The sequence below is a fragment of the Altererythrobacter sp. Root672 genome, assembly GCF_001427865.1.
Classification (GTDB): Bacteria; Pseudomonadota; Alphaproteobacteria; order Sphingomonadales; family Sphingomonadaceae; genus Croceibacterium_A.
Genome location: NZ_LMHH01000001.1, coordinates 965,685 through 990,737 on the forward strand (window position 1 = coordinate 965,685; position 25,053 = coordinate 990,737).

Sequence of the window (25,053 nt, forward strand, 5' to 3'; positions counted from 1 at the left end):
AAGGCACCTGTGGGTGGGAAGCGGACAATCGGCGGCCGCTTCAAACCAACGCGATCGCCTCGGAGATGGCGTCACTGAAGGCCCTGGGAGCCTCTTGGGGGAGATTGTGGCCGATGCCGCCTTCGATCAGACGGTGGACATAGGGTCCGCGGAACTTCGCGGCGTAACTTGTCGGGTCGGGGTGGGGGGCGCCGTTGGCATCACCCTCGAGTGTGACCGTGGGGACGGTAATGTCCGGCATTTGCGCCAGGCGCTGCTCGTAAGGTTCCAGGCGAGCCTCGCCTTCGGTTAGTCCGAGCCGCCAGCGATAGTTGTCGATCACTATCGCCAGGTGGTCGGGATTGTCGAACGCCTGGGCGGAGCGCTCGAAAGTAATCTCGTCGAAGTTCCATTTCGGCGACGCGGTTTGCCAGATCAACCGCGCGAAATCCTTGCGATTGGCGTCATAACCGCGGCGGCCGCGCTCGGTAGCGAAGTAGAACTGATACCACCATGCCAGTTCGGCGCGAGGTGCCAACGGAGCCTGGTTGGCGGCCTGGCTGCCGATCAGATAGCCGCTGACCGAAACGTGTGCTCGGCACCTGTCCGGCCATAGTGCGGCCACGATGTTCGCCGTCCGCGCACCCCAATCGAACCCGGCTATGACCGCCCGCGAGATTGAGAGCGCATCCATCAGGTCGATCACGTCGAGGGCGAACGCCGCCTGCTGCCCATTGCGCATCGTTTCAGGCGAGCGAAACTGGGTCGTGCCGTAACCACGCAGGAAGGGCACGATTACGCGAAACCCCCGCTGGGCCAGATCCGGAGCGACTTCGGCAAAGCTATGGATGTCGTAGGGCCAGCCGTGCAACAGGATGACCGGAGGTCCTTCGCGGGGACCGAACTCGGCATAACCAACGTCAAGCACCCCGGCGGGAACCTGCTTAAGCGCGGCTAACATCGGGCTTTCCGCGCTTTCCGTTTGGCCGAGCAGAGGCGAACTGACCTGGGCTGCGGCCAGCGCGATGGCGGTCCGGCCGAGGAATTGCCGCCGGTCGCCGACGAAACCCGTTGCCATGTCTCGTGATCCTGTCCTGACGCTCGGCGTGAGCAGGCGGTGCGCGAGTCAGCGTACCGAACGGAATGTATCGCGCAGGTCTTGGCTCAGGGCTTGAGGCTGCTCCCAGGCTGCAAAATGGGTGCCCTTGTCGTGGCGCCTGTAGAACACGAGGTTTGGATAGGCCTTGCGCGTCCAACTCTCCGGCGCCTGATAGATCTCCTCGCGGAAGGCGCTCACGCCGGTCGGCAGCGGCACGCCCTTTGGCGCGAAGAACGGGAGCTTGCTTTCCCGGTAGAGCCGAGCCGACGACACCGCCGTGTTCGTCAGCCAATAGAGCGCGATATTGTCGACAATATCGTCTTTGGTGAGGCCCTCGTCGGCTCCGTCGAATACCCTGGAAATCAGGTTATAGCTCTGGATATCATGGTCGATGATCCAGGCTGCGAGACCGATGGGCGAGTCTGCCAGCGCATAGAGCGTCTGCGGCCTGCCGGCCATTTCCTGCGCATAACCCAGGCCGTTCGAATAGAAATCGACAAGCTGGTCCCAGGCATGTTTCTCCTCGCTGTTCAGGCCTGCGGGCTCGGGCCCGCCGGGAATTAGCGGAGCGATCTCGGCCGGGACCGTGGCCGGCATGTTGGTATGGATCGCCAGCAAGCCGGGCGGCTGCTGAAGCGCCATCTGCTCGGTGACGGCATTACCCCAGTCCCCACCTTGCGCGACGTAACGATCGTAGCCAAGGCGCTGCATCAGTACTGCCCAAGCGCGTGCTATGCGCTGCGGATCCCAGCCATTGACGGTCGGCTTGCCGGAAAAGCCGTAGCCCGGGAGCGAGGGGATCACGACATCGAACGCATCGGCGGCGCTTCCCCCGTGCGCGGTCGGATCGGTCAGCGGGCCGATGATCTTCAGTTGCTCGATGACCGATCCAGGCCAGCCGTGGGTGACAATCACCGGTAGCGCGTTCGGGTGCTTCGATTTCACTTGAATGAAGTGGATGTCCACGCCGTCGATACTGGTGATGAAGTTCGGATAGCCGTTGATCTGTGCTTCGGCCCGGCGCCAGTCATGATGGTTGGCCCAATGATCAGCGAGCTTCTGGATCGTTGCCAAATGCACGCCTTGTGTCGGATCATTCTCGGCCTCGGGCCAATTCGTCTCCAGGATGCGCCGCTTCAAGTTGGCAAGACTTTCGTCGGAAAAATGAACGTGGAACTGGCGAATGGAGCTCGTGTCTGCGCGCCCACTGCTTAGGACTTCCTCTGCCGCTGACGCTGCAGTCTGGCTTAGCAGGGTAGCAGCGCCGGCGGCCGCAGACGCGGCAAGGACGGTGCGTCGGTTGACGATCAAGTCAGTCACGGTCGATCTCCATGTTCAGCCCGAGGCGTGTGATGCTCAGTTGAGAAGTTGTTCGAGGAGGCGCGCTCGATAGACGAGCCGCAGATACGAGCTTTTCGTGCGAGCGCTCATCAGCGCTCAGCGTTAGCGAGAAGTTCGCCCCCTTCGATTGTCGCGGGCATACGTGGCTCCTGTGAAGCTTTTCGAGACAGCAGAGGGTCGCGGCCGGTGCCGTGGGTCAGCGAAGCCTCGCTGAGCCGCATGTGCGAGGCAATCAGGTAAAACCCTGGACGCCATACAGCGCTACACGCTGCAGATTTCAGCCCTGCCTAGCAGTCGCAACGTCCGCAATGGGTCGTTAGCGGACGGTCCGCAAACGGATCGCTGAGTTTCAATTCCTTACTGGAGCACTTGGTCTGACAGTCCCGCGCCGTTCAGAAGCTGCCCAAATGGTCGAGCATTTCGGCCACCGTTCCGTTCCTCTCGGCAAAGCGTAAGGGCAGGACATTTGCGACAAGGTTCTCCTGCGCCTCGGGCTCGCGCTCGAAGTTGGCCATCGTTTCGTCAATATAGGCATCGAGCGGCATGTAGCCTTCGCGTGTTTCCTGCCCCGGCGTGAGCCGGGTCCGAACGGCGGGTGGCGGTATCTCGATCACTTCGACCTGTCCCTTCAGCCGCTGACGCAGCGACAGAGTGTAAGAGTGCACCCCCGCCTTACTCGCGCTATACGCCGGAGCGGCAGGCAGCGGCACGAAGCCGAGACCCGAGGACACCGTACAGATGGCCGCGTTGGGCTTGCCTGCGATCAGCGGAATCAGCGCTTCGGCCGTCCGCATCGTCCCGAGCAAGTTGATGTTGACCACCTCCTCGGCCGTCCCGATATCGCCGCCGCGGCCGAGCTCTTGCCAAGTCATGATCCCTGCGGAGAGGATCGCCGAGTTGAGAGCGGGAAAGTCATGCTTCAGCACGTCTATCGCCGCGGCGACCGAACCATTGTCACCGACATCAAGCGCGAGCGCGTGCATATTTGCGCGGCCCTCGATTGTCTCGCCAAGCCGCTCGACGCCGCGTCCGGCGACGATAACCGTGTTGCCAAGATCGTGAAACCGCCATGCCAGTGCCTGACCAATGCCGGAGCCGCCTCCGGTTACGAGCATCGTGTTGCCGATGAGTTTCATGCCGAACTCCTCATTATTGCTTCGCCAAGCTAGCGCTTCACTGCCTCAACGTTTGAAGCGTCGATTAGCCCAACGACGTCACATTGCCAGTCGGTGCAATTGGTCCGACAAAGCCCATCGGTGCGAAAGGAACGCACGGAGAGGACCTGATAGATGTCCGACTACGGCGATCTTGTTTCTCATGGAGAGTAGAGTTGGCCACTGCGCTTCACGTCGCCTGTGACAAGGGACAGGCCCAGGCTTTCGAGCCCGTTTCTAACGCGAAGCTCGCGCAACACCCACGCTGGACCATCGCGGCGACCATGCTGGCGTCGAGCCTCGCCTTCATCGACGGATCGGTGACGAACCTCGCGCTGCCTGCCATCGGCCAGGAACTGAGAGGCGGCGCCACAGACCTTCCGTGGACCATTAACGCCTATCTCTTGCCGCTATCCGCTCTGTTACTGCTCGGCGGCGCAATGGGTGACCATTTTGGACGCCGACGTATCCTAATAACCGGCGTGTTGATTTTTGCCGTGGGGTCGGTGGGCTGTGCGCTCGCAGCCGATTTCACCATGCTGTTCGCGCTGCGCGCGGTGCAGGGCATCGGCGCGGCGTTGTTGTTGCCAAACAGCCTGGGCATCCTCGGCAGTTCCTTCGAAGGCGAAGAGCGCGGCCGAGCGGTGGGCATTTGGGCCGCGGCCGGTGCAATCGCGAGCGCCATCGGTCCGCCGCTCGGCGGCTGGCTGGTCGACACGGTCGGCTGGCGAGCTATTTTCTATCTCAACCTTCCGATCGCCGGGGCGGCGATCCTCATTGCCTGGCGCTACGTCGATGAGAGTTCGGAGAGCAAAGACGCGCTGGATTGGCAGGGTGCAATTCTTGCGACTGCCGCGCTCGGCGCATTGACCTGGACGCTCACCCTGTGGTCGAGCCAACATCTGGTGACCATCCAAACGTGGCTGGGCCTTGCCACCGGCATCGTTCTGTCCGTTTTGTTCATTGTGACTGAGCGCCATCGGGGTGATCGGGCTATGATGCCGCTTTCCCTGTTTTCATCCCGGCCGTTCGTTGGCCTCTCATTGCTCACCTTCCTGCTCTATGGGGCGCTCGGGGGCTTGCTCATGTTGCTGCCCTATGTGCTGATCGTTGGCGGCGACTATAGCCCGACAAAGGCCGGGCTCGCGTTGTTGCCCTTTTCGATCGTGGTAGCCGCAGTATCGCCGCTTGCAGGCCGGCTGACTGAACGGATTGGGCCACGCTGGCCCCTGACGCTTGGGCCGATCGTTACGGGCCTTGGTTTTGCGCTGCTGATGCGCGCGGATCCGCACGCAAGCTACTGGACAAGCATCCTCCCGGGAATGGCGGTGATCGCTTTGGGAATGTCTGGTGCCGTTGCGCCGCTGACTACTGCCGTCCTGTCCTCGGTCGACGAGCACCATACTGGGACGGCGTCGGGCTTCAACAGCGCTACAGCGCGCACCGGCGGCCTGATTGCAACCGCGCTTTCCGGCGCAGTCATCGCCGAAACGGGCATGGGACTCATCGATGCGTTTCAGACCGCAGCGGTTATTGCGGCGATCCTTGCCGCACTTGCAGGCGTGGCCGCCTATCTGACGCTGGGCAACAAGTCGCAAACGCGCCTGTGACTGCCCTCATGACACGCCGGGCTGCGTCCCTCGCGATCCGCCTCCCGCCAGCGGCCGGTCAGCGGCTGGCCGTGCTCCCGCCTTGACCCGCACTCTGGCCCGGCGGCCGCGCCACCACAGGAGCAGGCCCGATCCGGCAAGAAACACCGGAACGAGCGCGGCGAGGGACCAGAAAACCTTGAAGCTTTCGCCGCACAGGCCCGGGCCACAACCCGGTATCCGGCCGCCGAACCGTCCGAAGTGCAGATAGGCCAACCAGTACGCGACCTTGTCGCCGGTTCTTTCAACCGGGTTCGCCTCGTCGAACGGTTCGAAAAAGTCGACGAGGCTCTCCATGACGCCGGGAAACACCAGGTGGAGTCCGGTGAGCCCCCACATGAACACGAGCGCGGCGGCCCAGATACCGGTGGTCATATGCAGGTAGCGCAGACCGCCAGGCCGCCGCTGGCCCGGCGTCCTGACCGCATCTCGGCCGCGCCGGGGCCTCCAGACCAGCGCACCGGAAAGCGCGAGGAACACAAATGAAAGCGCCAAGGCCCCGTTGGCCAGCCGCCCTGTTTCCCCGCCGACCAGCTCGGTATGAAATTTGAGCAAGGTGCTGGTCACGCGGAATCCGAGCGGAAGCGTGGGGCCGAGCGGACGGCCGGAATAGGGATCGAACAGGTAGTTCCTGATCTGTCCCTCGCTCTCCAGATCAACCTCGACGGCGTGGTTCGGCTGTCGGCCGCGCCAGACCTTCACCGCCGTTTCCGCCGGGAAGGCGCGCCCGGCGCTTTGCAGAATCTCCTCATCGGAAAGGAGCCGCGGGCCGGGGCTGACGACCAGCGGCTGGGGCTCGAATAACCGGTAGAGTTCCGGCCTGTAGACGAGCACGCTTCCAGTGAGGCTGATCAGCGCCACATAGGCCAGCAGGGTTATGCCGACCCACCGGTGAAGTTTGACGATCGCGCGGCGCATCTGTGTATCCCCCAACTTTGTCAGTGCCCGGGCACCTGACCCTGGCAGGCGCGAGATCGACAACTTCTCAATTTCTAGAGGTTATCCCCCGTCTGACAAGGCTCCTGAGGGAGCCCCCTATGTCCTTGCCAACCGCTGCATTTGCTCTGAAAGCAGCCCTGTGTTGGGTGGAAAGCGGTCTTTGTACCTAGACCATCAAGCGATGATCTTGTTCGCACTGAAATAGTGATTTTCGCTCTCATCTATGAAGGTTCCGACGATCTTCATCCCAGCATCGCGGAGAGCCGCGCTATACTCTTCAAAGCCAAGCGACACGGTTGGTCGTCCAGTATGCATGTCCGCTTTCAACCCATTGTGGTCATTAAGCGCTCCGGGGGGCGCTTTCGGAAGCAGAAGGTCCGCGTTGGGGAGCGACGTCTTCCCGCCGAAATGACCGACGTCTCATGGTATCCCCGCCAGCGAAATTCCGGGCAGCACTGCCAACCGTGTTTCTCCCGACGCTGGGTGCAATCGCCCTCCTGGCGCTGATCATCGGGACCGTCCTCCACTACTCCACAAGCCGGTCAGATGACTTGGCCGTCGAGCGACAAAACCGCCTTATCGCGCTTGGCATGCAGCAAGCCATCGCGAAGGTCGCAAACGATCAGGAGGCCTCGACCCGTTGGGACGATGCAGTTCAGCGCCTGCACCAGCGGCCTCTCGACTACCGGTGGATCGACAACAACCTCGGAATCTGGTTCCACTCTTACTACGGACACGATGAAGTCTACCTGCTCGATCCGGCCGACCAGCCTGTCTACGCCATGCAAGGAGGCGCTCGAGCTGATCCCGGAACTTTTCGACGGGTAGCGACCCAGGCTCTGCCGCTGACCGAAGAGCTACGCAGCACTCTTCGGTCACCTTCCCGTCCGCGCACGGCTGGCGAAGGTGAAACTCCCGGTGTGCGGGACATGGCGGTCGTCGCGGACCGACCAGCCATCCTGAGCATCAAGCCAATCGTGCCCGAGACGGGGGAGGGCAGTCAGCAGCCGGGTACGGAATACCTGCACGTCAGCGTGCGTTATCTTGATGGAACTTTGCTCAAACGGCTCTCACGCGACTTCCTGGCCAAGGATGCAAGGTTCAGCTGGAAGCCCGAGGGTGAGGCCTCGCTGCCTGTCCGAAACCGAGCAAGGCAGACCATCGGCTATATTGTCTGGTCGCCGTTCCAGCCTGGCGAGCAGGTCGAGAAGCGGATGATCCCTGCGCTCGCTTTGGCGTTAGCGTTCGTGGCGGCACTGCTCGCCTGGCTTCTCCACCAGGCGCGGTTGCGGGCGCGAGAGGAACGAGAGCTGCTCGAACTCACGTTCGAGAATGTCACCCAAGGCATCCTGCTCACCGATCCCAACTTGCGGCTGATGATCTGGAATCAGCGGTTGTGCGATATGTTCGGCTTTGCACCCGAGACCGTGAAGACCGGCACGGAGTTGCGCGATCTTATCATGATCAATGCCCTGCGCAGCGAAGTGGGGGAGGGAGATCCTGCGGAGATCACCGATAAAATCATCACCTCGATTGCGAAGGGTGAAGAGCAGCGAGCTGAGATGCTTCGCGAGGACGGCCGCATGCTCGAGCTTTTCGGGCGGACAATTTCAGGCGGGCGTTACCTGCTCATTACCCGGGACGTGACCGACGAGCGCAAGGCCGCCCGCTTGAAGGAGGAACTGGTCTCGACTGTCAGCCATGAGCTTCGCACGCCGCTCACCGCGATAGCTGGGTCGCTAGGTCTAATGGTTGGATCGGCGGTGGAGCCTGAAAAGGGAGCCAGGCTAGCGCAAATCGCGTTGCGGAATTGCGAGCGCCTCATAGCGCTTGTGAACGACCTCCTCGACATGGACAAACTGGCGTCGAGAACCGCCGAGTTCGAGTTCAAAGAAGTCGACCTGCGCGACCTGGTACGAGATGCCGTCGAACATAATCAGCCTTACGCAGAGCGCTTAGGTGTGGGGTTGAAGGCCCAACTCACGGCGAGACCGGTTATGGCCCGCGTCGACGCGCTAAGGATCGAACAAGTGCTGGCCAATCTGCTCTCGAACGCTGCCAAGTTTTCGCCCCGCGGCAGCGAAGTCACGGTGAAACTGGAAATTGAGGGCGCCAAGGCTCGGATCAGTGTGATCGACCAGGGGCCGGGCATAGCTCCCGAGTTCAGGAGCCGGCTTTTCACGCGTTTCGCGCAGCAGGACGCCACATCGCAGAGGCAGCAGTCGGGCACCGGGCTAGGTCTCGCGATTACCAAGGCCATCGTGGAGCGGCACGGAGGTCGGATCTGGCTGGACTCCGATGTGACCATCGGCTCGACTTTCCATGTGGAGCTTCCGCTCGCAGGCAGTTAGATCGGCAAATCTCCAAATTGACCCCACTTGATCTCACATTTCCGTGACTCATGTGGCTGAGGCATTCACCACGATGGTGGGCTCAATGACTAGGGCCCGACATCGAAATCGGACGGTCGGAGGCGATAGCTCTTGCTCGCCGAATTTCCGAGTGCGGTGGCAATGCGGTCGTTCCAGCCATAGGGATCTGCCCGGATGACGGGTTCACCTGCTTCGTCGAACAACACGGTTTGGTAAAAGAGCCTGACCGGGATCTCGCGTGGCAGCGGAACGAAGCCTTCCTTTCCCGCCGCGCGGGCGCGTTGCCACTGAGCCCCAATGCCTTCGTCGCGAGCCAGCATTTCGGCGAAGCCCACAGCATCCTCAACCCGAACGCAACCGTGGCTGCGCTGACGCTGGACCTCGCCGAACAGCTGCTTGGCGGGCGTGTCGTGAAGATAGATCTGATGCTCGTTCTTCATATCGAACTTCACGAGTCCGAGTGCATTCTTCGGCCCGGATTGCTGGACGATCCAGCCGTCCTTCCAGGTCATGTTATTACGGCGGAGATAACCGGCTCCTTTTCCCTCGATCTCCTTGCTCTGGATCGAGCGCGGCACGGTCCAGGTCGGATTGGCCACCAAACGGTAAATCGGCGAGCCCAGCTGCGGCGTCTCCGTTTCCGGTTCGCCGACCACCACCTTACGCGTGTCGGCTATCTTGCCGTCCCGCCAGTAGGTGAGCCTCGCGGAAGCAAGATTGACGTCGACACGCGTGGCCGGGGGATTTCGATCGAGCCAGCGCAGACGCTCCATGGCGACTGCGATAGCTCGGGCCTTCTCCGCGTCGGTGAGGTTGAGGATTTCGAGCGTTTCCTTGCCGATGACGCCATCGGGATTGATGCCGTAATCGGCCTGCATATGCTGGACCGCTCGCACGGTCGCCGGATCGTAGCGCTCCCCGAAATCGGTCTGCTGGAGATAGTCTGAAGCGCGCAGTTGGCCCTTGATGGCCGGGAGCCGCTTGTCGCTGGCGCCAGGCTTCAGCGGCTCCGCCATAGGCGGGATGGCGGCCGTGGGAACGCCTTGCTGCTTCCGTAGTGCCAGATAGGTCGCCGAGAGTTTGCGATAGTTGTTGTCTTGCGGTGCGAGGCTATCCAGCCACTCTGCGACGTCGCCGCCTGCCAACGCCTTGGCCAGTCCAGCGCGCAGTTCCGGATTGGGGCGCGGCACCGTGTAGATCGAGAACATCTTGCCTGGATCGATTGCGCCCCGTGCCAGGGCTCCGGCGTAGCGAAGAGCGCTTTGCGTGAGGGCTTGCTGACCGTCAGCATTGTCCACTGAGCCTTCCACGGGGAAGCGCATGCCATCAAGGCCGTGAACCGCTCGCCGGTCGATCGCCTCGCGCAATTCGCGCACTGCCGAGTTGTTCCAGACGAGGCGTAGCTCGCCGGTGCTCGATTGCTGGGATTGCCGGGAGAAGTTGTCGCAGCCGGTGAGTGTGAATGACAGGGCGAGTAGCGAAAGGGCAATCACACTTCGGCGCACAGATATCTCCTTGCAGGATTGAGATAACTCGGCAGCGGGAGCACCGTTCCGAAACGTGATTATCGGCTCCTGCAGGCGCATCGGTGCGATGCGCAATGCAGCATCGGGATCGCAAAGTGGAAAGCTTACGCCCGCGCGGCGTAGATCAGTCTGCCCTGACCAAGGTGCTCGAAGACCTTATCGAGGTCCCTCTCGCCTACGGCGAAACAGCCTTGGCTGCGCCCGAGTTTGCCATGCGAACGAAGCATGTCGGCATTCGCATACCACGCGCCGTGGATCACGATCGCGCGACCTAACGCATTGTCGTTCGTTGAATCCAGGCCCGCAAGCCGCTGCGACCGGCCGTGCTTACCGTCGTAATAGTCGCCGGTCACAAAGGCGCCCTCGCTCGAAGCGTTGGAGCCGAATGCGTTCGAAAAGCGCTGGAGGAAGCCGGTGTGGCTGGGGTCGGACCCCGCACCGTGCGCAACAAGTAGGGACGGGATCTTGCCGCCCTCGATATCAACGAAATGAAATCTCGGCTCGGACGAGGGCGCCGAGAAATCGATGATCGCCATGCGATCTCGCCGCTTGACTTGCGCGGAGTGTTTTTCGAGCGCCGCGAGGGCGCGTTTAAACAGCTCAGGGTCGAGCGAGTTGGGCTGCGCTTTCTCCGGACCGACTTCGGGGACGACGCGCACACGGCTACCCCCGTGATGCTGAGGGGGAAGGAGAAGGCTGGAGGATGACGAGGTGAGCGCACCTGTGGCCATCACTGCGCCTGACAAGATCACGCTCCGCCTGCTGAGGCGGATGGGCTGGTCAGTCATATCGCCTATATAGGCGATTCCAGCGCGTTTTTGAAGGACGGCGAGGAACCGATGGCCGCTCGAAAAGTGGCACTCATCTATGGAGCGCACACTCGACGACGATCATTAGTCGACCATATCGGCGACGAGACGGCGCAATTCCTCGATCGGAATGTTTGAGATGGGTCGGTTACCGGCACGCGGCATGCGGCGGTGGGCCTCCCCAAATGCGGGGAAGGTGCTGGCGCTTTTAATCACGCCGAAAGTCTGAATTGTCATTGTATCCTGGTGGGCGGCCATACGCCGCCGGTTCTTCTGTTGTTGATTGCCCAACGTTGACGCGAAGGTCGGCAGGTTGACTGCGCGTTCGTCAATTTGCGGGGTGAGGACGGATCCGGCTTTCTCGAATCTTTACATCCAAGTCGAATATGGGAGCGAAGGGGCGCTTTTCAAGATCGCACGTTCGACGGAATGAGGTGGATCCTTGGATGACCTTCCGCCCGGGGGTGGGTCAAAGTCTGGGCATCGCAAAACAGTAACCGCCCTAGGTATTACGAAGAGATTTCTTCTTCGTTTGAACTATATTCAAGTTTTAAAGTTCACCCAAAGTTCGCGCCGCTGGGCCAGAAGGCAGTGGCCGACCTAGTCGGGTCAGCCACAGACCCGGAAGGAGATTGGGCCGGACTCCTGCAATAGAGTCGCTTGATACCGAGTAACTTGCTTATCCCCAGAATGAGTTGGGGCATCGGGTATGGCATTACCTAAAATACCCAGATATCCATTTGATATAGTTAAAGGTTGTGGCGGACAGGGTGGGATTCGAACCCACGGTGGGCTTGCACCCACGGCGGTTTTCAAGACCGCTGCCTTAAACCACTCGGCCACCTGTCCAATTGCGTCCGGCTAGCGTCGATTGTTCGATCTGTCACCCCGTGACACTGCTGAATCCATAGGATAGGCTTTGCGCCAAGCTGCCCGGGCTGCTGCCAGGGGCGGGAGAGAGAGGGAGCCCATCATCATGAAACGTATCGTGCTTTGCGCGCTTGGCGCACTTGCCGCCGGAGTTGTCGCCAACCCAGCCTACGCCCAGGCCGGCTGCACTCGGGAGCGTCTGGTAGAAGTCGCCGAACAGTACCGCGCCGCGCAGGCCAGCGGCCAGGCGATCATGCACATGAGGCCGATGGGCGAGTGGGTGAACTACAACGAGAACTTCGAACTCTCGTCGATGACCTACGGCGGCGTGATCGCCACGCCGCAAAAGGTCGACTGGGACCGGGCGTTCTACGACACGACGAGCTGCTCGGTGTACGTCGAGAGCATCATCACCAATCCCGAGCACCCGTACGTGCTGGCTACGATCGTCAACTCCCGCGGCGGAACGATCAATGGCTTCGACGTGATCGTGGCTGACCAGGACGACTGGCTCTTCAACGCGGAAAAGACGCTCTATTACGCTCAGCGCGAGGACTGGAGCGAAATCCCGGAAGCACGGCGCAATACGCGCGAAGAGATCAAGGCGGCCGCTGACGCCTACCTCGACTTGTTCAAGGACAAGACTGCGCAAGTGCCCTGGGGCACGCCCTGTGCTCGCCTGGAAGGTAGCGTCTACACCGGTAAAGGCACGGCCGAGGATACCTGCAACGTCGGCGTTCCCGAGAACATCGACATGACCGAACGACGCTATGTGATCGATCCGGCCTACGGCGCGGTCGCGGTGTTCCTGAAGATGGGGCCGAACAAGCGCCCCGACGCGCACGTGTTCCGCATCGAAGACGGAAAGATCCGCTTCATCCACACGATCACCAACTGCAAGGGTGACAACAATTGCGGGTTCACGCCCTTTGCCGAAATGGTGAAGCGAAATCCCAACATGTGGCCCAACCTTGACCACCTGCCGGTGGTGAAACCGAAATAAGCCAAAGAGGTAAGGTGGCGCCGCGGCGGAACATTCTGTCGCGGCGCTGGCCGTAAGGGATTCCCTTGTCGCCCGGCTCATGCAAAGATGGGCCCATGGTATTGCGTCGCTTTTTTCCCGCCCTGTCCGCCTCATTGGCTCTGCTTATCGCCGCCTTGCCGGCTTGTGCGCAGGACAGTTCGTTCGACTATTACCTCCAGCAGGTTGCTGCCAAAGCCCGTGCCGAAGGTGTCAGTGAGCGGTCGATCGGGATGCTCAACGGGTTGACGCCCAACGAACGGGTCATCGCGCTCGATCGCGATAACGTTTCGGGCGGGACGACTAGCAACACGTTCCCAGCGCTTGCGCCCTACATCCGCGACCACAATACGCCGGCGCGGATCGCAGGCGGCCGCCGAGCCTATGCTCGCCTCTATCCTTACGCTGCTGACGTGACGGCCCGGTACGGCGTTCCCGAGCCGATCGTGATCGCCATCTGGGGTCACGAAACCAGCTATGGCGCCGTGCGCGGAAGCTTCGATCTGGTGCGTTCGCTGGCCACGCTGGCCTGGGAAGGACGACGGCGCGAGCTCTTCGAGCGCGAGTTGATCGATGTTCTCAAGATCGCCGACACTGGGGTGCCGCGTTCGACATTGGTCGGCAGCTGGGCCGGAGCGTTCGGTAATCCGCAGTTCCTGCCGAGCGTCTACTTACGCCTCGCAGTGGACGGCGATGGTGACGGCGATCGGGACATCTGGACCAGCGAAGTCGACACCCTCCACTCGATCGCAAATTATTTCCGCGATGCCGGTTGGCGCCCGGGAGAACCCTGGGCCGTCCGCGCCTATGCTCCGAACAGCGTCGATCGGGCTTCGCTGCAGACCCGCATGGTCTCGCCCATTTGTCCGCGCGTCCATATCCGCCACAGCCAGTGGAAGACGGTGCGAGAGTGGCGTGAGCTGGGCGTCGCTCCGCAGGCCCCGATCGGCGATGACGTCATGGCGGCACTGTTCGAGCCTGATGGTCCGGCGGCGCCGAGCTACCTTATCACTCAGAACTATCGCGTGATCCTCGAGTACAACTGCTCGAATTATTACGCGATGAGCGTGGGGCTCCTGGCCGACGAGATTGCCCGCTGAGGAACCCCGCTGGGGATTCCTTGCTCGCCACTCGTGGAGAAGCCGAAGCCTCGCTCGTCAAGGTTGGGGCCGCGGGTTATAGGAACGCCGAATCTAGACGAGCGGCTGATTGCGCAACGCGCCTGCCGTTCCGGCGGTTGGAGCACATTTGAAACTCTCGACTCTTCGACTGATCGCAAGTGCAGCTTTTGTCTGCACGGCGTTCCCTGCGGCCTCGCTCGGCGAGACGGCCTCGCCTCTGGTACTGACTTCAACGGTCGTCGCGCCGGTGCACGAAGAAATACCCGTCGTCCTGTTAATCGACATGTCGAGCGGCCAAACTCTCTACTCGCGTGAGCCCAACCGGCGCTTCGTCCCCGCCTCGGTCACCAAGGTGATGACAGCCTATACGGCGTTCGGGTTGCTCGCGGAGGGCAAGCTCAACTCGGACACTCCGGTGACAGTGAGCCAGGAAGTGGCCGAGCTGTGGTCGGGCGAAGGCTCTTCGATGTTCCTCAAGGCTGGCGACGTGGTGACGGTGGGCCAGCTGCTGTTGGGCGTGACGACAGTATCGGCAAACGATGGAGCCGTGGTCCTGTCGCTGGCGGCAGCCGGCACCCAGGATGCCTGGCTCAAGATGATGAACGCGAACGCGGCCGAGTTGGGGATGCGCGACACGCATTTCGGTACGCCCAACGGGTGGCCGGATGAAGGGCGCACCTACACCAGCGCGCACGACCTCGCGCTCTTGGCGGAGGCGATGGTCATCCGTTATCCCGGTCTTTATCATCGATATATCGGTCACCGCGGTATGAGCTATCGCGACATCACCCAGGCCAATCACGATCCGATAACCGGGGTGGTCGACGGTGCAGACGGCATCAAGACCGGCTTCACTCGCCAAGCCGGTTACAACTTCCTCGGTTCCGCCCAGCGCGATGGACGGAGGCTGGTCATGGTGATCGCTGGGGCACCGACGCCCAATATTCGTAACACGACCGCTCGAGACCTGATGAACTGGGGCTTCGATGCATTCGAAAGCCGCAAGATCCTTGCCGACAACACGATGGTGGGTGAAGCGCGGGTCCAGAACGGATCGAGCGACGTGGTCGAGCTGAGGACCAAGGGTCCGGTGCTCGCCAGCGTTCCGAACGGTAGCAAGGCGAACGCCACGCTCTCGGTCCGCTATCGTGGGCCTATCGAAGCGCCGATCAAGGCGGGGCAGGAAGTTGCCTGGCTGCGCGTGACGCTTCCCGGTCAGCAACCGCATGATGTGCCGCTGGTTGCCGCAGAAGACGTCGAACAGGCTGGCGTTTTCCGCCGTCTGGTCAATGGAATTGCGGGGCTGGCGACGTGAGGCGCGGCCGCTTCATTGCGTTCGAGGGCGGTGAAGGGGCCGGTAAGTCGACGCAGGCGAAGCTTGTGGCCAACGCTCTGCGGGAACAGGGCCTAGAGGTGATCCAGACACGCGAACCCGGCGGAACTCCGGGGGCAGAGGCCATTCGCGAGATGCTGCTGCATCCGCCCGGAAACGGATGGCAGGCGCGAGCCGAAGCGCTCTTATTCGCGGCCGCGCGGGCCGATCATGTGGAGCAAGTGATCCGCCCGGCGCTCGAAGCGGGCACCTGGGTCGTGTGCGACAGGTTCCTCGATTCCTCGCGAGCCTATCAGGGCGGGGGAGGGGGCTTGCCCGACGCGGATATCCTGGCCCTGCACCGGATCGGCTCGGCCGGACTGCTGCCCGATCTCACGCTGCTGATCGAAGTCCTTCCCGCCGAGGTCGCTGAACGACTGGCCCGCCGAGACTGCGGATTGGCCGATGCCATCGGGGGGCGTGATGCCAGTTTTCACGCCGAAGTGGGCGCTGCCTTTGCCCGGATTGCCGACGCTGAGGCCGAGCGCTTCGCGCGGATCGACGGCAATGGCACGCTTGAAGAGACGCACTGGCAGGTCATGCAGGCTCTCGCGCCGTTGCTGGACGGCAATCCGTGACCCTGGCCGGTCATGAGGAGCCGTGGCGCGAGTGGCGCTCGGCAAGTGCGGGCCCCCGCCTCCATCACGGATGGATATTGGCGGGCCCTCGGGGGCTCGGGAAAGCTGGCTTTGCGCTTCAGGCGGCGCGAGAACTCGTGGCGGAGCCTGGGAGCGCTCAGCCGACGGGAAATCATCCGGACATCATCCTGCTCGAGCCGCTCCCGGCCACTGCCGACGACGAGAAGAAGCGCGACGAGGGCAAGCCCTACCAAACCAAGCGCAACATCTCCGTCGAGCAGATTCGCGGGATGCAGCAGCGGCTGACCACCCGGCCAACGCTCGGCAGCCGGCGAGTAATCATCATCGACCCCGCGGACGAGCTTGAGAAGGGCGCCGCGAACGCTTTGCTCAAAAGTCTCGAGGAACCGCCGGCGGGGAGCTTCTTCATGCTCATCGCGCATCGCCCGGGACGCCTGTTGCCGACAATCCGCTCACGCTGCCGGACGTTGCTCTTTCCCAAGCTCACGAGTGAGCAAGTGGCCTCGATCCTCTCCCGCGAGGCGCCTGAAGCCGATCCGGCAACGCGGGAGGCGGCGGTTGCGGCGTCAGGCGGATCGCCTGGGGCGGCACTCGAATTCGTGCAGTTGGACCTTGGAGCGATGTATCGCCTGATGGGCGAGATCGCCGCCAAGGGCGACGCCAGCTTTGAACGGCGCGGGAAGTTGTCAGAGGCGCTGGGAGCCCGCCCGGACCGCAAGCGGCAATTGGCCGCGATCGATCTTGCTCGCGCGGTCGTCACCGAGGGCATGGCCAACGCGGGCCGGGGCGCAATCCCTCAATTGACCGACGTCCACGCCGAATTGGTGCGCCTCGGCGCTCAGGCTCCAACGTACAATTACGATCCGGGATTGCTGGTGATGGAAATCGGCACCTTGCTCGCCTCTCTCGCCGCCCCTAGTGAGCCAGCCTATGGTTGAGCCCTACTATCTTACTACCGCTATCCACTATCCCAACGGCCGCCCGCACATCGGGCATGCCTACGAAACGATCGCGGCCGATGTCATGGCCCGCTTCCAGCGGCTCCGCGGCCGTGAGGTTCGGTTTCAGACCGGAACCGACGAGCATGGCCTCAAGATGGCGCAGAAGGCGCGCGATCTGGGCGTAACTCCACGCGAACTGGCGGACGAAATGTCCAGCTATTTCCGTGAATTGTTCGACAAGCTTGATATCACTTACGATCGCTTCTTCCGCACCAGCGAGGCCGATCATCACCGCGCGAGCCAGGCCCTGTGGCAGGCGATGGAGGCCAATGGCGATCTCTATCTCGACCGCTATGAAGGTTGGTATTCGGTCCGGGACGAGGCTTACTACGACGAGGGTGAACTGGTCGAAGGGGAGGGGGGCGAAAAGCTCTCACCCCAGGGCACGCCCGTCGAATGGACGGTAGAAGAGAGCTGGTTCTTCCGCCTCTCGCGCTACCAGGAACCGCTGCTCGAGCTTTTTCGCAACGATCCCGAGTTCGTGCGACCAGACACCCGCCGCAACGAAGTGCTGCGCTTCGTTGAGGGTGGGCTACGCGATCTCTCGGTTAGTCGGAGCAGCTTCGATTGGGGGGTCAAGGTTCCCGGGCACGAAGACCACGTGATGTACGTCTGGGTCGATGCCCTGACCAATTACCTCACGGGTATCGGCTATCCCGATGACACCGCAGAGTTTCGCAAGTTCTGGCCGGCCAATCTCCATTTGATCGGCAAGGATATCGTCCGCTTTCACGCGGTCTACTGGCCGGCGTTCCTCATGAGCGCGGGCTTGCCGCTGCCCAAGGCCGTGTTCGCCCATGGCTTCCTGCTCAACCGTGGCGTGAAGGAGTCGAAGACTCTCGGCAACGTGACCGACCCCGGCGAACTGGCCGACCGGTACGGTGTCGATACCTTGCGCTACTTCCTGCTGCGCGAGTTCAGCTTCGGCCAGGACGGGTCGTGGTCGCACGAGGCGATCGTGAACCGCAACAATGCCGAACTGGCGAACAGCTTCGGCAATCTGGCGCAGCGAGTGATGAGCTTCATCGCCAAGAACTGCGACGGTGGCTTTACCGCCGAGGCGCCGGTACTCGAGGCCGATCAGGCGCTGCGGGACAAAGTGGCGCGCGCGTGCTCAGTCGAATTGCCCAAAGCGTTCGAATCCTTGGCATTTGCCGCTGGCCTGGAAGCGTGGATGCAGGCTGTCTTTGCCTGTAACGCCTACGTCGACGAGCAGGCTCCGTGGGCGCTTCGCAAGACCGATCCGGCGCGGATGGAACGCGTTCTGGCCACCCTATGCGGTTGTATTCGCGATCTTGCGGTTGCGATTTCACCGGTGACGCCGCGTGCGGCGACCAAGATGCTCGACGCCCTGTCGATCCCGGCGGACGCTCGCGATTTCGCCGCGCTGGCCAATGATCCGGCGCTCGAAGCGATCCGCGTGGACAATCCCTCGCCGGTGTTCCCCCGGCTCGAGCTGCCAGCAGAGGCTTCGGCTTGATGTTGATCGATAGCCACTGCCACCTCAACTACGAAGGGTTGGTTGAGAACCAAGGGGCTGTTCTCGCCCGTGCGCGAGAGGCGGGTGTGAAGGCGTTTCTCAACATCTCGACACGACGCAAGGAATGGGAAGCCATCGTCGCGACGGCTGAGCGCGAGCCCGACGTCTGGGCGAGCATTGGCATTCACCCGCACGAGGCCGATCAGCACGCAGACTTGGGCGAGGCCGCCCTGCTGGAAGCCGCCGCCCATCCAAGAGTGATCGGGATCGGGGAAAGTGGCCTCGACTACTATTACGACAAATCGGACAGGGCGGTGCAGCAGGCGCTGTTCCGGACGCATATCGCGGTGGCGCGCACGACCGGGCTTCCGATCATCATCCACACTCGCGATGCCGATGACGACACATTCGGGATCCTGGCGGACGAGATGGAGCAGGGGGCGTTTCCGGCGCTGATCCACTGCTTCACCGCGTCGGCCGAGTTTGGGCGCAAGGTGCTTGACCTCGGATTGACCATCTCGATCTCGGGCATAGTGACTTTCAAGAATGCGCGCGAACTACAGGAATTCGCTGCGGAAATTCCTGCGGACCGCCTGCTGGTCGAAACCGACAGCCCGTTCCTGGCGCCGGTCCCGCACCGCGGCAAGACCTGCGAGCCGGCGTATGTCCGCGACACCGCTGAATTTGTGGCCCAGTTGCGCGGAGAGAGCCTCGAGGCACTGGCGGCCAACACCACGCGCAACTTCTACGCCCTGTTCAGCAAGGCCGCGCCATGAAGCTCCTGGTGCTCGGATCCGGGACCTCAACCGGCGTTCCGCGCATCGGCAATGATTGGGGCGAATGCGACCCCAACGAGCCGAGAAACCGGCGGACTCGCGTCTCGATCATGGTCGAAAGCAACGAAGGGGCGCGGTTGCTCGTCGATACCTCGCCTGATCTCCGCCATCAGCTGTTGAACAACAACATCGACAAGGTCGATGCGGTCTTCTGGACGCATGACCATGCTGATCATTGTCACGGGATCGACGACTTGCGTCCGATGCGCTTCCATCGGAGTGCGCCGCTGGCAGGCTTTGCTTCCGCCGACACCGCGCGTCGTCTGCGGCAGCGGTTCGGCTACGTCTTCTCGGGTCGGGACGGCTATCCGACCATCGTTCAACTTGAGACCCTCGATGTAGTGAAGATCCACCAGGGCTTTGCCGTGGGCTCCGTGGAAATGCCGCATGGGCCAATAAAGAGCACCGGATATCGCTTCGAGGCTGACGGAAAATCAATTGGTTATGCGACGGACTTCGCAGAGATTACCGATGAGATGGTCGACTTGTTCTATGACATCGACATCTTGGTAACCGACTGCCTGCGCCGCGAACCTCATCCGACCCATGCGGGCCTCGGGACGGCGCTCAAGTTGATTGAACTGTGCGGTGCCAAAACGGCCGTTCTATCGCATCTCGACAAGAGCATGGACTATGCGGAGCTTTCCCAGGAAGTGCCGCCGGGTGTTCTGGTCGGATATGATGGCATGGAACTGATCGCATGAACGCCTACGCCTGGGTTTCGGTGATAGCGCTGACGGGATGGCTCGTGCTCGCCGCGGGTTCTTATCGTGCGCATCGGATCGGCGCAAAGAAGACCGTGGTCATGGCTTTGGCATGGGGCGCGATCTTCCTGCTGATCGCCGGGTTCTTCTCGGCGATAGGGCATTGATGCCATGACCATCCGTAATCTCATTTAACATAATATATATTATCATCCTGGCATGTCAGATCAGCTCAACCGCCTCCTCTCGATAATGGCCCGCCTCCGCGATCCGCAGCGCGGCTGCGAATGGGATGTCGCTCAGACCTTTTCGACGATCGCGCCTTATACGATTGAAGAGGCGTACGAAGTGGCCGACGCAATCGCCCGCGACGACATGGCGGAACTGCCAGGCGAACTCGGTGACCTCCTGTTGCAGGTCGTGTTTCACGCTCGCATGGCCGAGGAAGCCGGCCTGTTTGCTTTCGAGGATGTCGCGCGGGCCATCTCCGACAAGATGGAGGCCCGCCATCCACATGTGTTCGGCGATCCTGAGACTGATGGAGGTCGTCCTGGCTGGGAGGCGCTGAAGGCCGCAGAGCGTACCCACAAGGGAGCCGACAGCGCGCTCGATGGCGTTGCGCTGGCCTTGCCGGCGCTGCTGCGTGCCGAGAAGTTGCAGAAGCGAGCCGCTACGCAGGGTTTCGACTGGCCGGACACGGAAGGCCCCACTGCGAAACTCCACGAAGAGATTGAGGAGCTGAGGGACGCTCCGACAGACAAGCAGGTGGAAGAAGCGGGCGACCTGCTCTTTGCCGCGGTCAACCTGGTGCGCGCCTATGGCATTTCCGCAGAAGAAGCCTTGCGCGAGGCCAATGCGAAGTTCGAGCGCCGTTATCGAGCGATGGAGCAGCTATCCGAAGGCAAGTTTGCCGAGCTGGATCTCGATCGCCAGGAAGCGCTCTGGCAACAAGTGAAGCTGGGCGAGACTAACCGCTAGGCTCCGGAGTGCCGTTCGGCCCAGGTCTTGGCGCCTTGCTGCGATTGCCGACCTATTTCCGGCACTTCGATCGCCGCCGATGGATCTAGTCCCACGCCCAGATAGGCAGCGACTGCCTCCACCGCGGCGCTCGGATCAGCAACCACGTCCTCGTACCAAAGCTCTAGGGGTGTGATGCCAAGATCTGCGAGCATCGCGGCCCAAGCCCCTTCGGCATCTTCAATAAGTTGCGTCGCCCGCTCGATGGCGATCGACGAATACTCAGGCTCAGCTCTGCCCATGGCCTCCTGCTCCTTGCGCCACACACCGGACAGGATTGCCCGGGCGTAGGAGATCGCGTGAGCGGTTGTGTCGCGACGGTGGAGCCAAATCACCCGACTTGCCGGGCGTGAGGGGAAGATGCCTCGCATGACGTCCCCAAGGAGCCTTTGGTTGGAACTGTGCAGGGCGGCAAACTGCATGGGAAATCCCTTGAGGCCGAACACGCCGTTTGGCGATGTTCTACCCCGCAAGGCAGCCTGCCACAGGTTGATCTGTTCGACAGAAGACTCGCTGGCGTGCCCATAAGGACCGGTAGGGTCGAAATTGAGATATTCGAGCGGCGCGCCCAAACAGCCGGTCTGCCACAGGAGGTGGCTGAGATAAGTGCTTCCCGAACGCGGGACTGTGGCCAGTAGATAGGAAACCCGCGGCGATCCCTCCCACTCGGGAAAGTCGAATTTTGCTTCGTATCCGTTGTCGGCCGGAATCACGCCCGTTCGCGCGCCTTGAAGCGATCCATGTCGCCTGGTGAAAGCCGAACTTCGTACCACGCACGATCGCCCTCGATCCCGTGTTCGAGCACCTCACCGTTTTGATGAAGCCACGCTGCACCGGCACCGTCCGACAACGGCAGCTCAAGGCGGTATCGACGGTGCCCTTCAGTTAGCAGCGAGGCCACCCGCGCCTCTAGCGCTTCCACACCTTCTCCCGTGTGCGCCGAGATCAGCACCACGTCGGGATTTTCCTCCGCCGCATCGAGCAGATCTTCGCGCTGGTTTGGGTCGAGCAGGTCGAGCTTGTTCCACGCTTCGAGAATGGGAATGCTGCCCCCCTCCCCGCTTTCTTCGGCGCCTACAACGCCCAGGTCCTCGAGCACATGGAGGACCTGGCCTTTCTGCGCGGAGTTGTCCGGATTGGCCATGTCGCGGACGTGCACGATCAGGTCGGCGGCGGTGACTTCCTCGAGCGTGGCGCGAAACGCGGCGACGAGCTGCGTCGGCAAGTCGGAGATAAAGCCCACTGTGTCTGACAGGATGGCCTTGTCGATACCGGGCAGCCGTACCGCCCGCATGGCAGGGTCCAAGGTGGCGAAGAGCAGATCTTCCGCCATGACGTCAGCCCCGGTCATCCGGTTGAAAAGTGTGGACTTTCCGGCGTTGGTGTAACCGACAAGCGCGATCACCGGCCAAGGCGCTCTCCCTCGCCGCTCGCGATGGAGCGCTCGGGTCTTGCGCACTTGCTCAAGGTCGCGGCGTAGTTTGCCCATGCGGGCGCGGATCAGACGACGGTCGGCTTCGATCTGCGTTTCGCCCGGGCCGCCGAGGAAGCCAAAACCGCCGCGTTGGCGTTCGAGGTGGGTCCAACTGCGGACCAGCCGGCTTTGCTGGTAGTCGAGGTGCGCCAGTTCCACCTGCAAGCGGCCTTCGGCAGTCGCCGCGCGCTCGCCGAAGATCTCGAGTATCAACCCGGTTCGGTCGATGACCTTCCGCTTGAGCTTCTCCTCGAGATTGCGCTGCTGGATCGCGGAAAGTGCGCCGTCGATGATGACCAGCTCGGCCTGATCTTGTTCGCAGGCTGTGGCGATGCGTTCGATCTGGCCTTCGCCGAACAGGGTAGCGGCCCGCACGTCGCGTACCGGGATGATGAAAGCCTCGGCGACGACGATACCGATCGCCATCGCCAGGCCTTTCGCCTCTTCCAGGCGAGCTTCCGGGTCTTCGGCCTGCCGCCCCTTGCGGCGAATGTCTGGGCAAACGACCAAGGCCCGCGCCCCGCGGGTTACTTCGCCTTCGAACTCGTCATCGACAATCAGTGGGTGGGTCCCAGGCCGTGAGGCCTAGGCCTCCGAGTCTTCGTCGCCGTCAAAATCGGTCGTGAGATCGACCGGCGCCGCGGGTTGAATGGTGGAAACTGCGTGCTTGTACGCGAGCTGCACGTAGCCTTCGCGCTCGAGCAGCATGCAGAACAGATCGTAAGCAGCGATCCGTCCCTGCAGCATCACGCCGTTCACCAGGAACATCGTGACCTGCACGCCGGCATCGCGGACACGCGACAGGAACACGTCCTGCAGCAGGCGCTGCTTGCGCGAACCATCGCCCGAGGATTCGAACTGGGAAGCGTCGACCGGCTGACCGGGCATGATCGTCGAGATCGCGTGCTTGTAGACCAGCTGCGACTGACCATCGCGGCGGAGCAGGATCGAGAAGTTATCGAACCAGGTCACGATGCCTTGCAGCTTCACGCCCTTGACCAGGAACATGGTCACAGGCGTCTTTTCACGCCGGAGGTTGTTGAGGAACTGGTCCTGAAGATTGGCCGGCCTCATTCCGCTTGATGCTGCTGGTGCGGGCGCCGGCTCCGGTACGGCACGGGGACGCGCGCTCAGCTTTTCCTTGGCCATTCAACTGACTCCGTTTTGTTGGTGGCCGTTTTGCGGTCCACGTTCTGGCCCCACTCGTATGACGAGAAGACGGCCGACAAGTTTCAATCAACCTAGGCGGGACTTTGGCATCCCGTAAATACCAACTTTCACCTAGTGGAGCTTATTTTCACTCGTTTTCAATTTCATGACGTTCGCTCATTCCGAGCAGCTTGAGTTTGCGGTGAAGCGCCGAACGCTCCATGCCGATGAAACCCGCGGTCTTGGAGATGTTACCCGAGAAGCGACGGATCTGAATACGAAGGTACTCCCGCTCGAAGCTCTCGCGCGCCTCGCGCAAGGGAACGCCCATCAGCGTCGAGATACCCGAGCCGTTGTCGGCCGAGCCGCCCGTGATCTCTCCCGGAAGCATGTCAGGCTCGATCCGTTCCATCCGGTCGCGCGGGGCGAGGATGACGGTGCGTTCGACGACGTTGCGAAGCTGGCGCACGTTGCCTGGCCAGTCATAGGCCTGCAGCCCTGCCATGGCCTCGGTGGAGATCGCGGGGACTTGCAGGCCCTGTTCGCGGGCGTAGCGGGTGAAGAAGTGCTCGGCGAGCACCGGTATGTCCTCCCGCCGCTCAGACAGCGAGGGAACGCCGACCGGCACCACGTTGAGGCGATAGAACAAGTCTTCCCGGAAGCGCTTCTCGGCGATTTCCTTCTCCAGGTCGCGAGCGGTCGACGAAACCACGCGCACGTCGACCCTGATCTGGCGATTCCCCCCGGCCCTGACGAAACTCTGCTCGGTCAGCACGCGCAGGATTCGGGCCTGCGTGCTCATCGGCATGTCGGCCACTTCATCAAGATAGAGCGTGCCGCCGTCCGCCATCTCCAGCAATCCGGCACGGACCAACTTTCCGTCGGCCTCTTCACCGAACAGCTCCTGCTCGAAGCGCTCGGGCGTGATGCGGGCGGAGTTGACGGTGACGAAGGCCTTGTCGGCGCGCGGACTCCAGGCATGGAGCAACCGGGCAGCCACCTCCTTGCCCGAGCCAGCGGGGCCCGTGATGAGGACGCGGCTACCGGTGTTGGCAACGCGCTTCAACGTAGCACGGACCTGGTTGATTGCGCTGGAATTGCCGGTGAACTCTTCGGCCAGCGCAATCCCTTCGCGCAGGCGGGCGTTCTCTCGTTGCAGCCGCTCGGTCTCGGTGGCGCGAGCCACCAGAAGCAGTAGGCGCTCAGCCTCAAACGGCTTTTCGATGAAGTCCACCGCCCCGCGGCCAATCGCGGACACAGCGGTGTCGATGTTACCGTGGCCGGAGAAGATGATCACGGGCAGTTGCGGTTCGCGCGCCTTGATCGCGTCGAGCACCTCGAGGCCGTCCATGGGGCTGCCGTGGAGCCAGACATCGAGCAGGACCAGGCTTGGCCGCAGCTCGTCCACCATGCGCAGCGCGGTGGTGCTGTCACCGGCCGTTCGACAACCATATCCTTCATCGGTCAGCACGCCCGCGACGAGTTCGCGAATATCCTGTTCGTCATCCACTACGAGGATGTCGAGCGCCATTAGCTTATCT

At 62.1% G+C, this 25,053-nt stretch carries 23 protein-coding genes and 1 tRNA gene; 12 read left to right on the forward strand and 12 right to left on the reverse strand.

Annotation, left to right across the window (positions count from 1 at the left end; all coding sequences use genetic code 11):
* Window positions 1–40: 40 nt before the first annotated feature.
* The 3 genes from ASD76_RS04690 to ASD76_RS04700 all read right to left on the reverse strand — a co-directional run bounded on the left by ASD76_RS04690 (window position 41) and on the right by ASD76_RS04700 (window position 3,555).
* Window positions 41–1,057, reverse strand: coding sequence for an alpha/beta fold hydrolase (locus tag ASD76_RS04690; protein WP_055919182.1), 1,017 nt, complete (start codon window positions 1,055–1,057; stop codon window positions 41–43).
* Between the two features lie 48 nt (window positions 1,058–1,105).
* Window positions 1,106–2,398: an epoxide hydrolase family protein gene (locus ASD76_RS04695; RefSeq protein ID WP_055919184.1), complete on the reverse strand. Its 1,293-nt coding sequence runs from the start codon at window positions 2,396–2,398 to the stop codon at window positions 1,106–1,108.
* A gap of 413 nt (window positions 2,399–2,811) precedes the next feature.
* Window positions 2,812–3,555, reverse strand: coding sequence for an SDR family oxidoreductase (locus ASD76_RS04700; RefSeq protein ID WP_055919185.1), 744 nt, complete (start codon window positions 3,553–3,555; stop codon window positions 2,812–2,814).
* Between the two features lie 194 nt (window positions 3,556–3,749).
* Between ASD76_RS04700 and ASD76_RS04705 the strand changes: the two genes are divergently transcribed.
* Entirely contained in the window at window positions 3,750–5,183 is a 1,434-nt protein-coding gene (locus tag ASD76_RS04705; RefSeq protein ID WP_055919188.1) for an MFS transporter, read from the forward strand.
* 6 nt (window positions 5,184–5,189) lie between these two features.
* On the opposite strand, the gene ASD76_RS04710 is transcribed toward ASD76_RS04705, so the two are convergent.
* A complete protein-coding gene (locus tag ASD76_RS04710; RefSeq protein ID WP_055919191.1) occupies window positions 5,190–6,140 on the reverse strand; it encodes a PepSY-associated TM helix domain-containing protein in 951 nt (316 codons plus the stop codon).
* 611 nt (window positions 6,141–6,751) lie between these two features.
* Here ASD76_RS04710 and ASD76_RS04715 point away from each other — a divergent pair.
* The gene (locus ASD76_RS04715; protein ID WP_162249637.1) at window positions 6,752–8,512 is read left to right on the forward strand and encodes an ATP-binding protein; all 1,761 of its coding nucleotides are present in this window, start codon (window positions 6,752–6,754) and stop codon (window positions 8,510–8,512) included.
* Between the two features lie 89 nt (window positions 8,513–8,601).
* Here the strand turns inward: ASD76_RS04715 and ASD76_RS04720 are convergent, their stop codons facing one another.
* The 4 genes from ASD76_RS04720 to ASD76_RS04730 all read right to left on the reverse strand — a co-directional run bounded on the left by ASD76_RS04720 (window position 8,602) and on the right by ASD76_RS04730 (window position 11,717).
* Window positions 8,602–10,038 carry a L,D-transpeptidase family protein gene (locus ASD76_RS04720; protein ID WP_055922942.1) on the reverse strand — a complete coding sequence of 479 codons (1,437 nt, stop codon included), beginning with the start codon at window positions 10,036–10,038 and terminating at the stop codon, window positions 8,602–8,604.
* Between the two features lie 125 nt (window positions 10,039–10,163).
* Entirely contained in the window at window positions 10,164–10,847 is a 684-nt protein-coding gene (locus tag ASD76_RS04725; RefSeq protein WP_055919195.1) for a murein L,D-transpeptidase catalytic domain family protein, read from the reverse strand.
* Between the two features lie 105 nt (window positions 10,848–10,952).
* A complete protein-coding gene (locus tag ASD76_RS18140; RefSeq protein ID WP_156457543.1) occupies window positions 10,953–11,105 on the reverse strand; it encodes a hypothetical protein in 153 nt (50 codons plus the stop codon).
* 522 nt (window positions 11,106–11,627) lie between these two features.
* A tRNA-Ser gene (locus ASD76_RS04730) sits at window positions 11,628–11,717 on the reverse strand.
* Between the two features lie 127 nt (window positions 11,718–11,844).
* Between ASD76_RS04730 and ASD76_RS04735 the strand changes: the two genes are divergently transcribed.
* The 10 genes from ASD76_RS04735 to mazG all read left to right on the forward strand — a co-directional run bounded on the left by ASD76_RS04735 (window position 11,845) and on the right by mazG (window position 20,850).
* Complete coding sequence (locus ASD76_RS04735) at window positions 11,845–12,741, forward strand: hypothetical protein (protein ID WP_055919196.1); 897 nt, start codon at window positions 11,845–11,847, stop codon at window positions 12,739–12,741.
* Between the two features lie 95 nt (window positions 12,742–12,836).
* Window positions 12,837–13,859 (forward strand): lytic transglycosylase domain-containing protein, encoded by a 1,023-nt coding sequence (locus ASD76_RS04740; protein WP_055919197.1) that lies wholly within the window; start codon window positions 12,837–12,839, stop codon window positions 13,857–13,859.
* A 148-nt stretch (window positions 13,860–14,007) separates the two neighbouring features.
* Window positions 14,008–15,195 (forward strand): D-alanyl-D-alanine carboxypeptidase family protein, encoded by a 1,188-nt coding sequence (locus ASD76_RS04745; protein WP_235506507.1) that lies wholly within the window; start codon window positions 14,008–14,010, stop codon window positions 15,193–15,195.
* Window positions 15,192–15,830: a dTMP kinase gene (gene tmk, locus ASD76_RS04750; protein ID WP_055919198.1), complete on the forward strand. Its 639-nt coding sequence runs from the start codon at window positions 15,192–15,194 to the stop codon at window positions 15,828–15,830. Before ASD76_RS04745 ends, tmk begins: the two co-directional genes overlap by 4 nt.
* Window positions 15,827–16,789, forward strand: coding sequence for a DNA polymerase III subunit delta' (locus ASD76_RS04755; protein ID WP_321164417.1), 963 nt, complete (start codon window positions 15,827–15,829; stop codon window positions 16,787–16,789). Before tmk ends, ASD76_RS04755 begins: the two co-directional genes overlap by 4 nt.
* Window positions 16,782–18,332: a methionine--tRNA ligase gene (gene metG / locus ASD76_RS04760; RefSeq protein WP_055919205.1), complete on the forward strand. Its 1,551-nt coding sequence runs from the start codon at window positions 16,782–16,784 to the stop codon at window positions 18,330–18,332. Before ASD76_RS04755 ends, metG begins: the two co-directional genes overlap by 8 nt.
* Complete coding sequence (locus ASD76_RS04765) at window positions 18,332–19,108, forward strand: TatD family hydrolase (protein WP_055919208.1); 777 nt, start codon at window positions 18,332–18,334, stop codon at window positions 19,106–19,108. The genes metG and ASD76_RS04765 overlap by 1 nt, the downstream gene beginning before the upstream one ends.
* Entirely contained in the window at window positions 19,105–19,872 is a 768-nt protein-coding gene (locus ASD76_RS04770) for an MBL fold metallo-hydrolase (protein ID WP_055919211.1), read from the forward strand. Before ASD76_RS04765 ends, ASD76_RS04770 begins: the two co-directional genes overlap by 4 nt.
* Window positions 19,869–20,039 carry a hypothetical protein gene (locus ASD76_RS18145; protein WP_156457544.1) on the forward strand — a complete coding sequence of 57 codons (171 nt, stop codon included), beginning with the start codon at window positions 19,869–19,871 and terminating at the stop codon, window positions 20,037–20,039. The genes ASD76_RS04770 and ASD76_RS18145 overlap by 4 nt, the downstream gene beginning before the upstream one ends.
* Before the next feature lie 52 nt (window positions 20,040–20,091).
* The gene (gene mazG, locus ASD76_RS04775; RefSeq protein ID WP_055919213.1) at window positions 20,092–20,850 is read left to right on the forward strand and encodes a nucleoside triphosphate pyrophosphohydrolase; all 759 of its coding nucleotides are present in this window, start codon (window positions 20,092–20,094) and stop codon (window positions 20,848–20,850) included.
* Here mazG and ASD76_RS04780 read toward each other — a convergent pair.
* From ASD76_RS04780 to ASD76_RS04795, 4 genes are all read right to left on the reverse strand, one after another.
* Window positions 20,847–21,602 (reverse strand): Stf0 family sulfotransferase, encoded by a 756-nt coding sequence (locus tag ASD76_RS04780; protein WP_055919216.1) that lies wholly within the window; start codon window positions 21,600–21,602, stop codon window positions 20,847–20,849. The genes mazG and ASD76_RS04780 overlap by 4 nt on opposite strands.
* Window positions 21,599–22,873 (reverse strand): GTPase HflX, encoded by a 1,275-nt coding sequence (gene hflX / locus ASD76_RS04785; RefSeq protein WP_082553606.1) that lies wholly within the window; start codon window positions 22,871–22,873, stop codon window positions 21,599–21,601. Before hflX ends, ASD76_RS04780 begins: the two co-directional genes overlap by 4 nt.
* Before the next feature lie 75 nt (window positions 22,874–22,948).
* A complete protein-coding gene (gene hfq / locus ASD76_RS04790; RefSeq protein WP_082553607.1) occupies window positions 22,949–23,512 on the reverse strand; it encodes an RNA chaperone Hfq in 564 nt (187 codons plus the stop codon).
* A 148-nt stretch (window positions 23,513–23,660) separates the two neighbouring features.
* Complete coding sequence (locus ASD76_RS04795) at window positions 23,661–25,043, reverse strand: sigma-54-dependent transcriptional regulator (protein ID WP_055919224.1); 1,383 nt, start codon at window positions 25,041–25,043, stop codon at window positions 23,661–23,663.
* Between the last annotated feature and the right edge of the window lie 10 nt (window positions 25,044–25,053).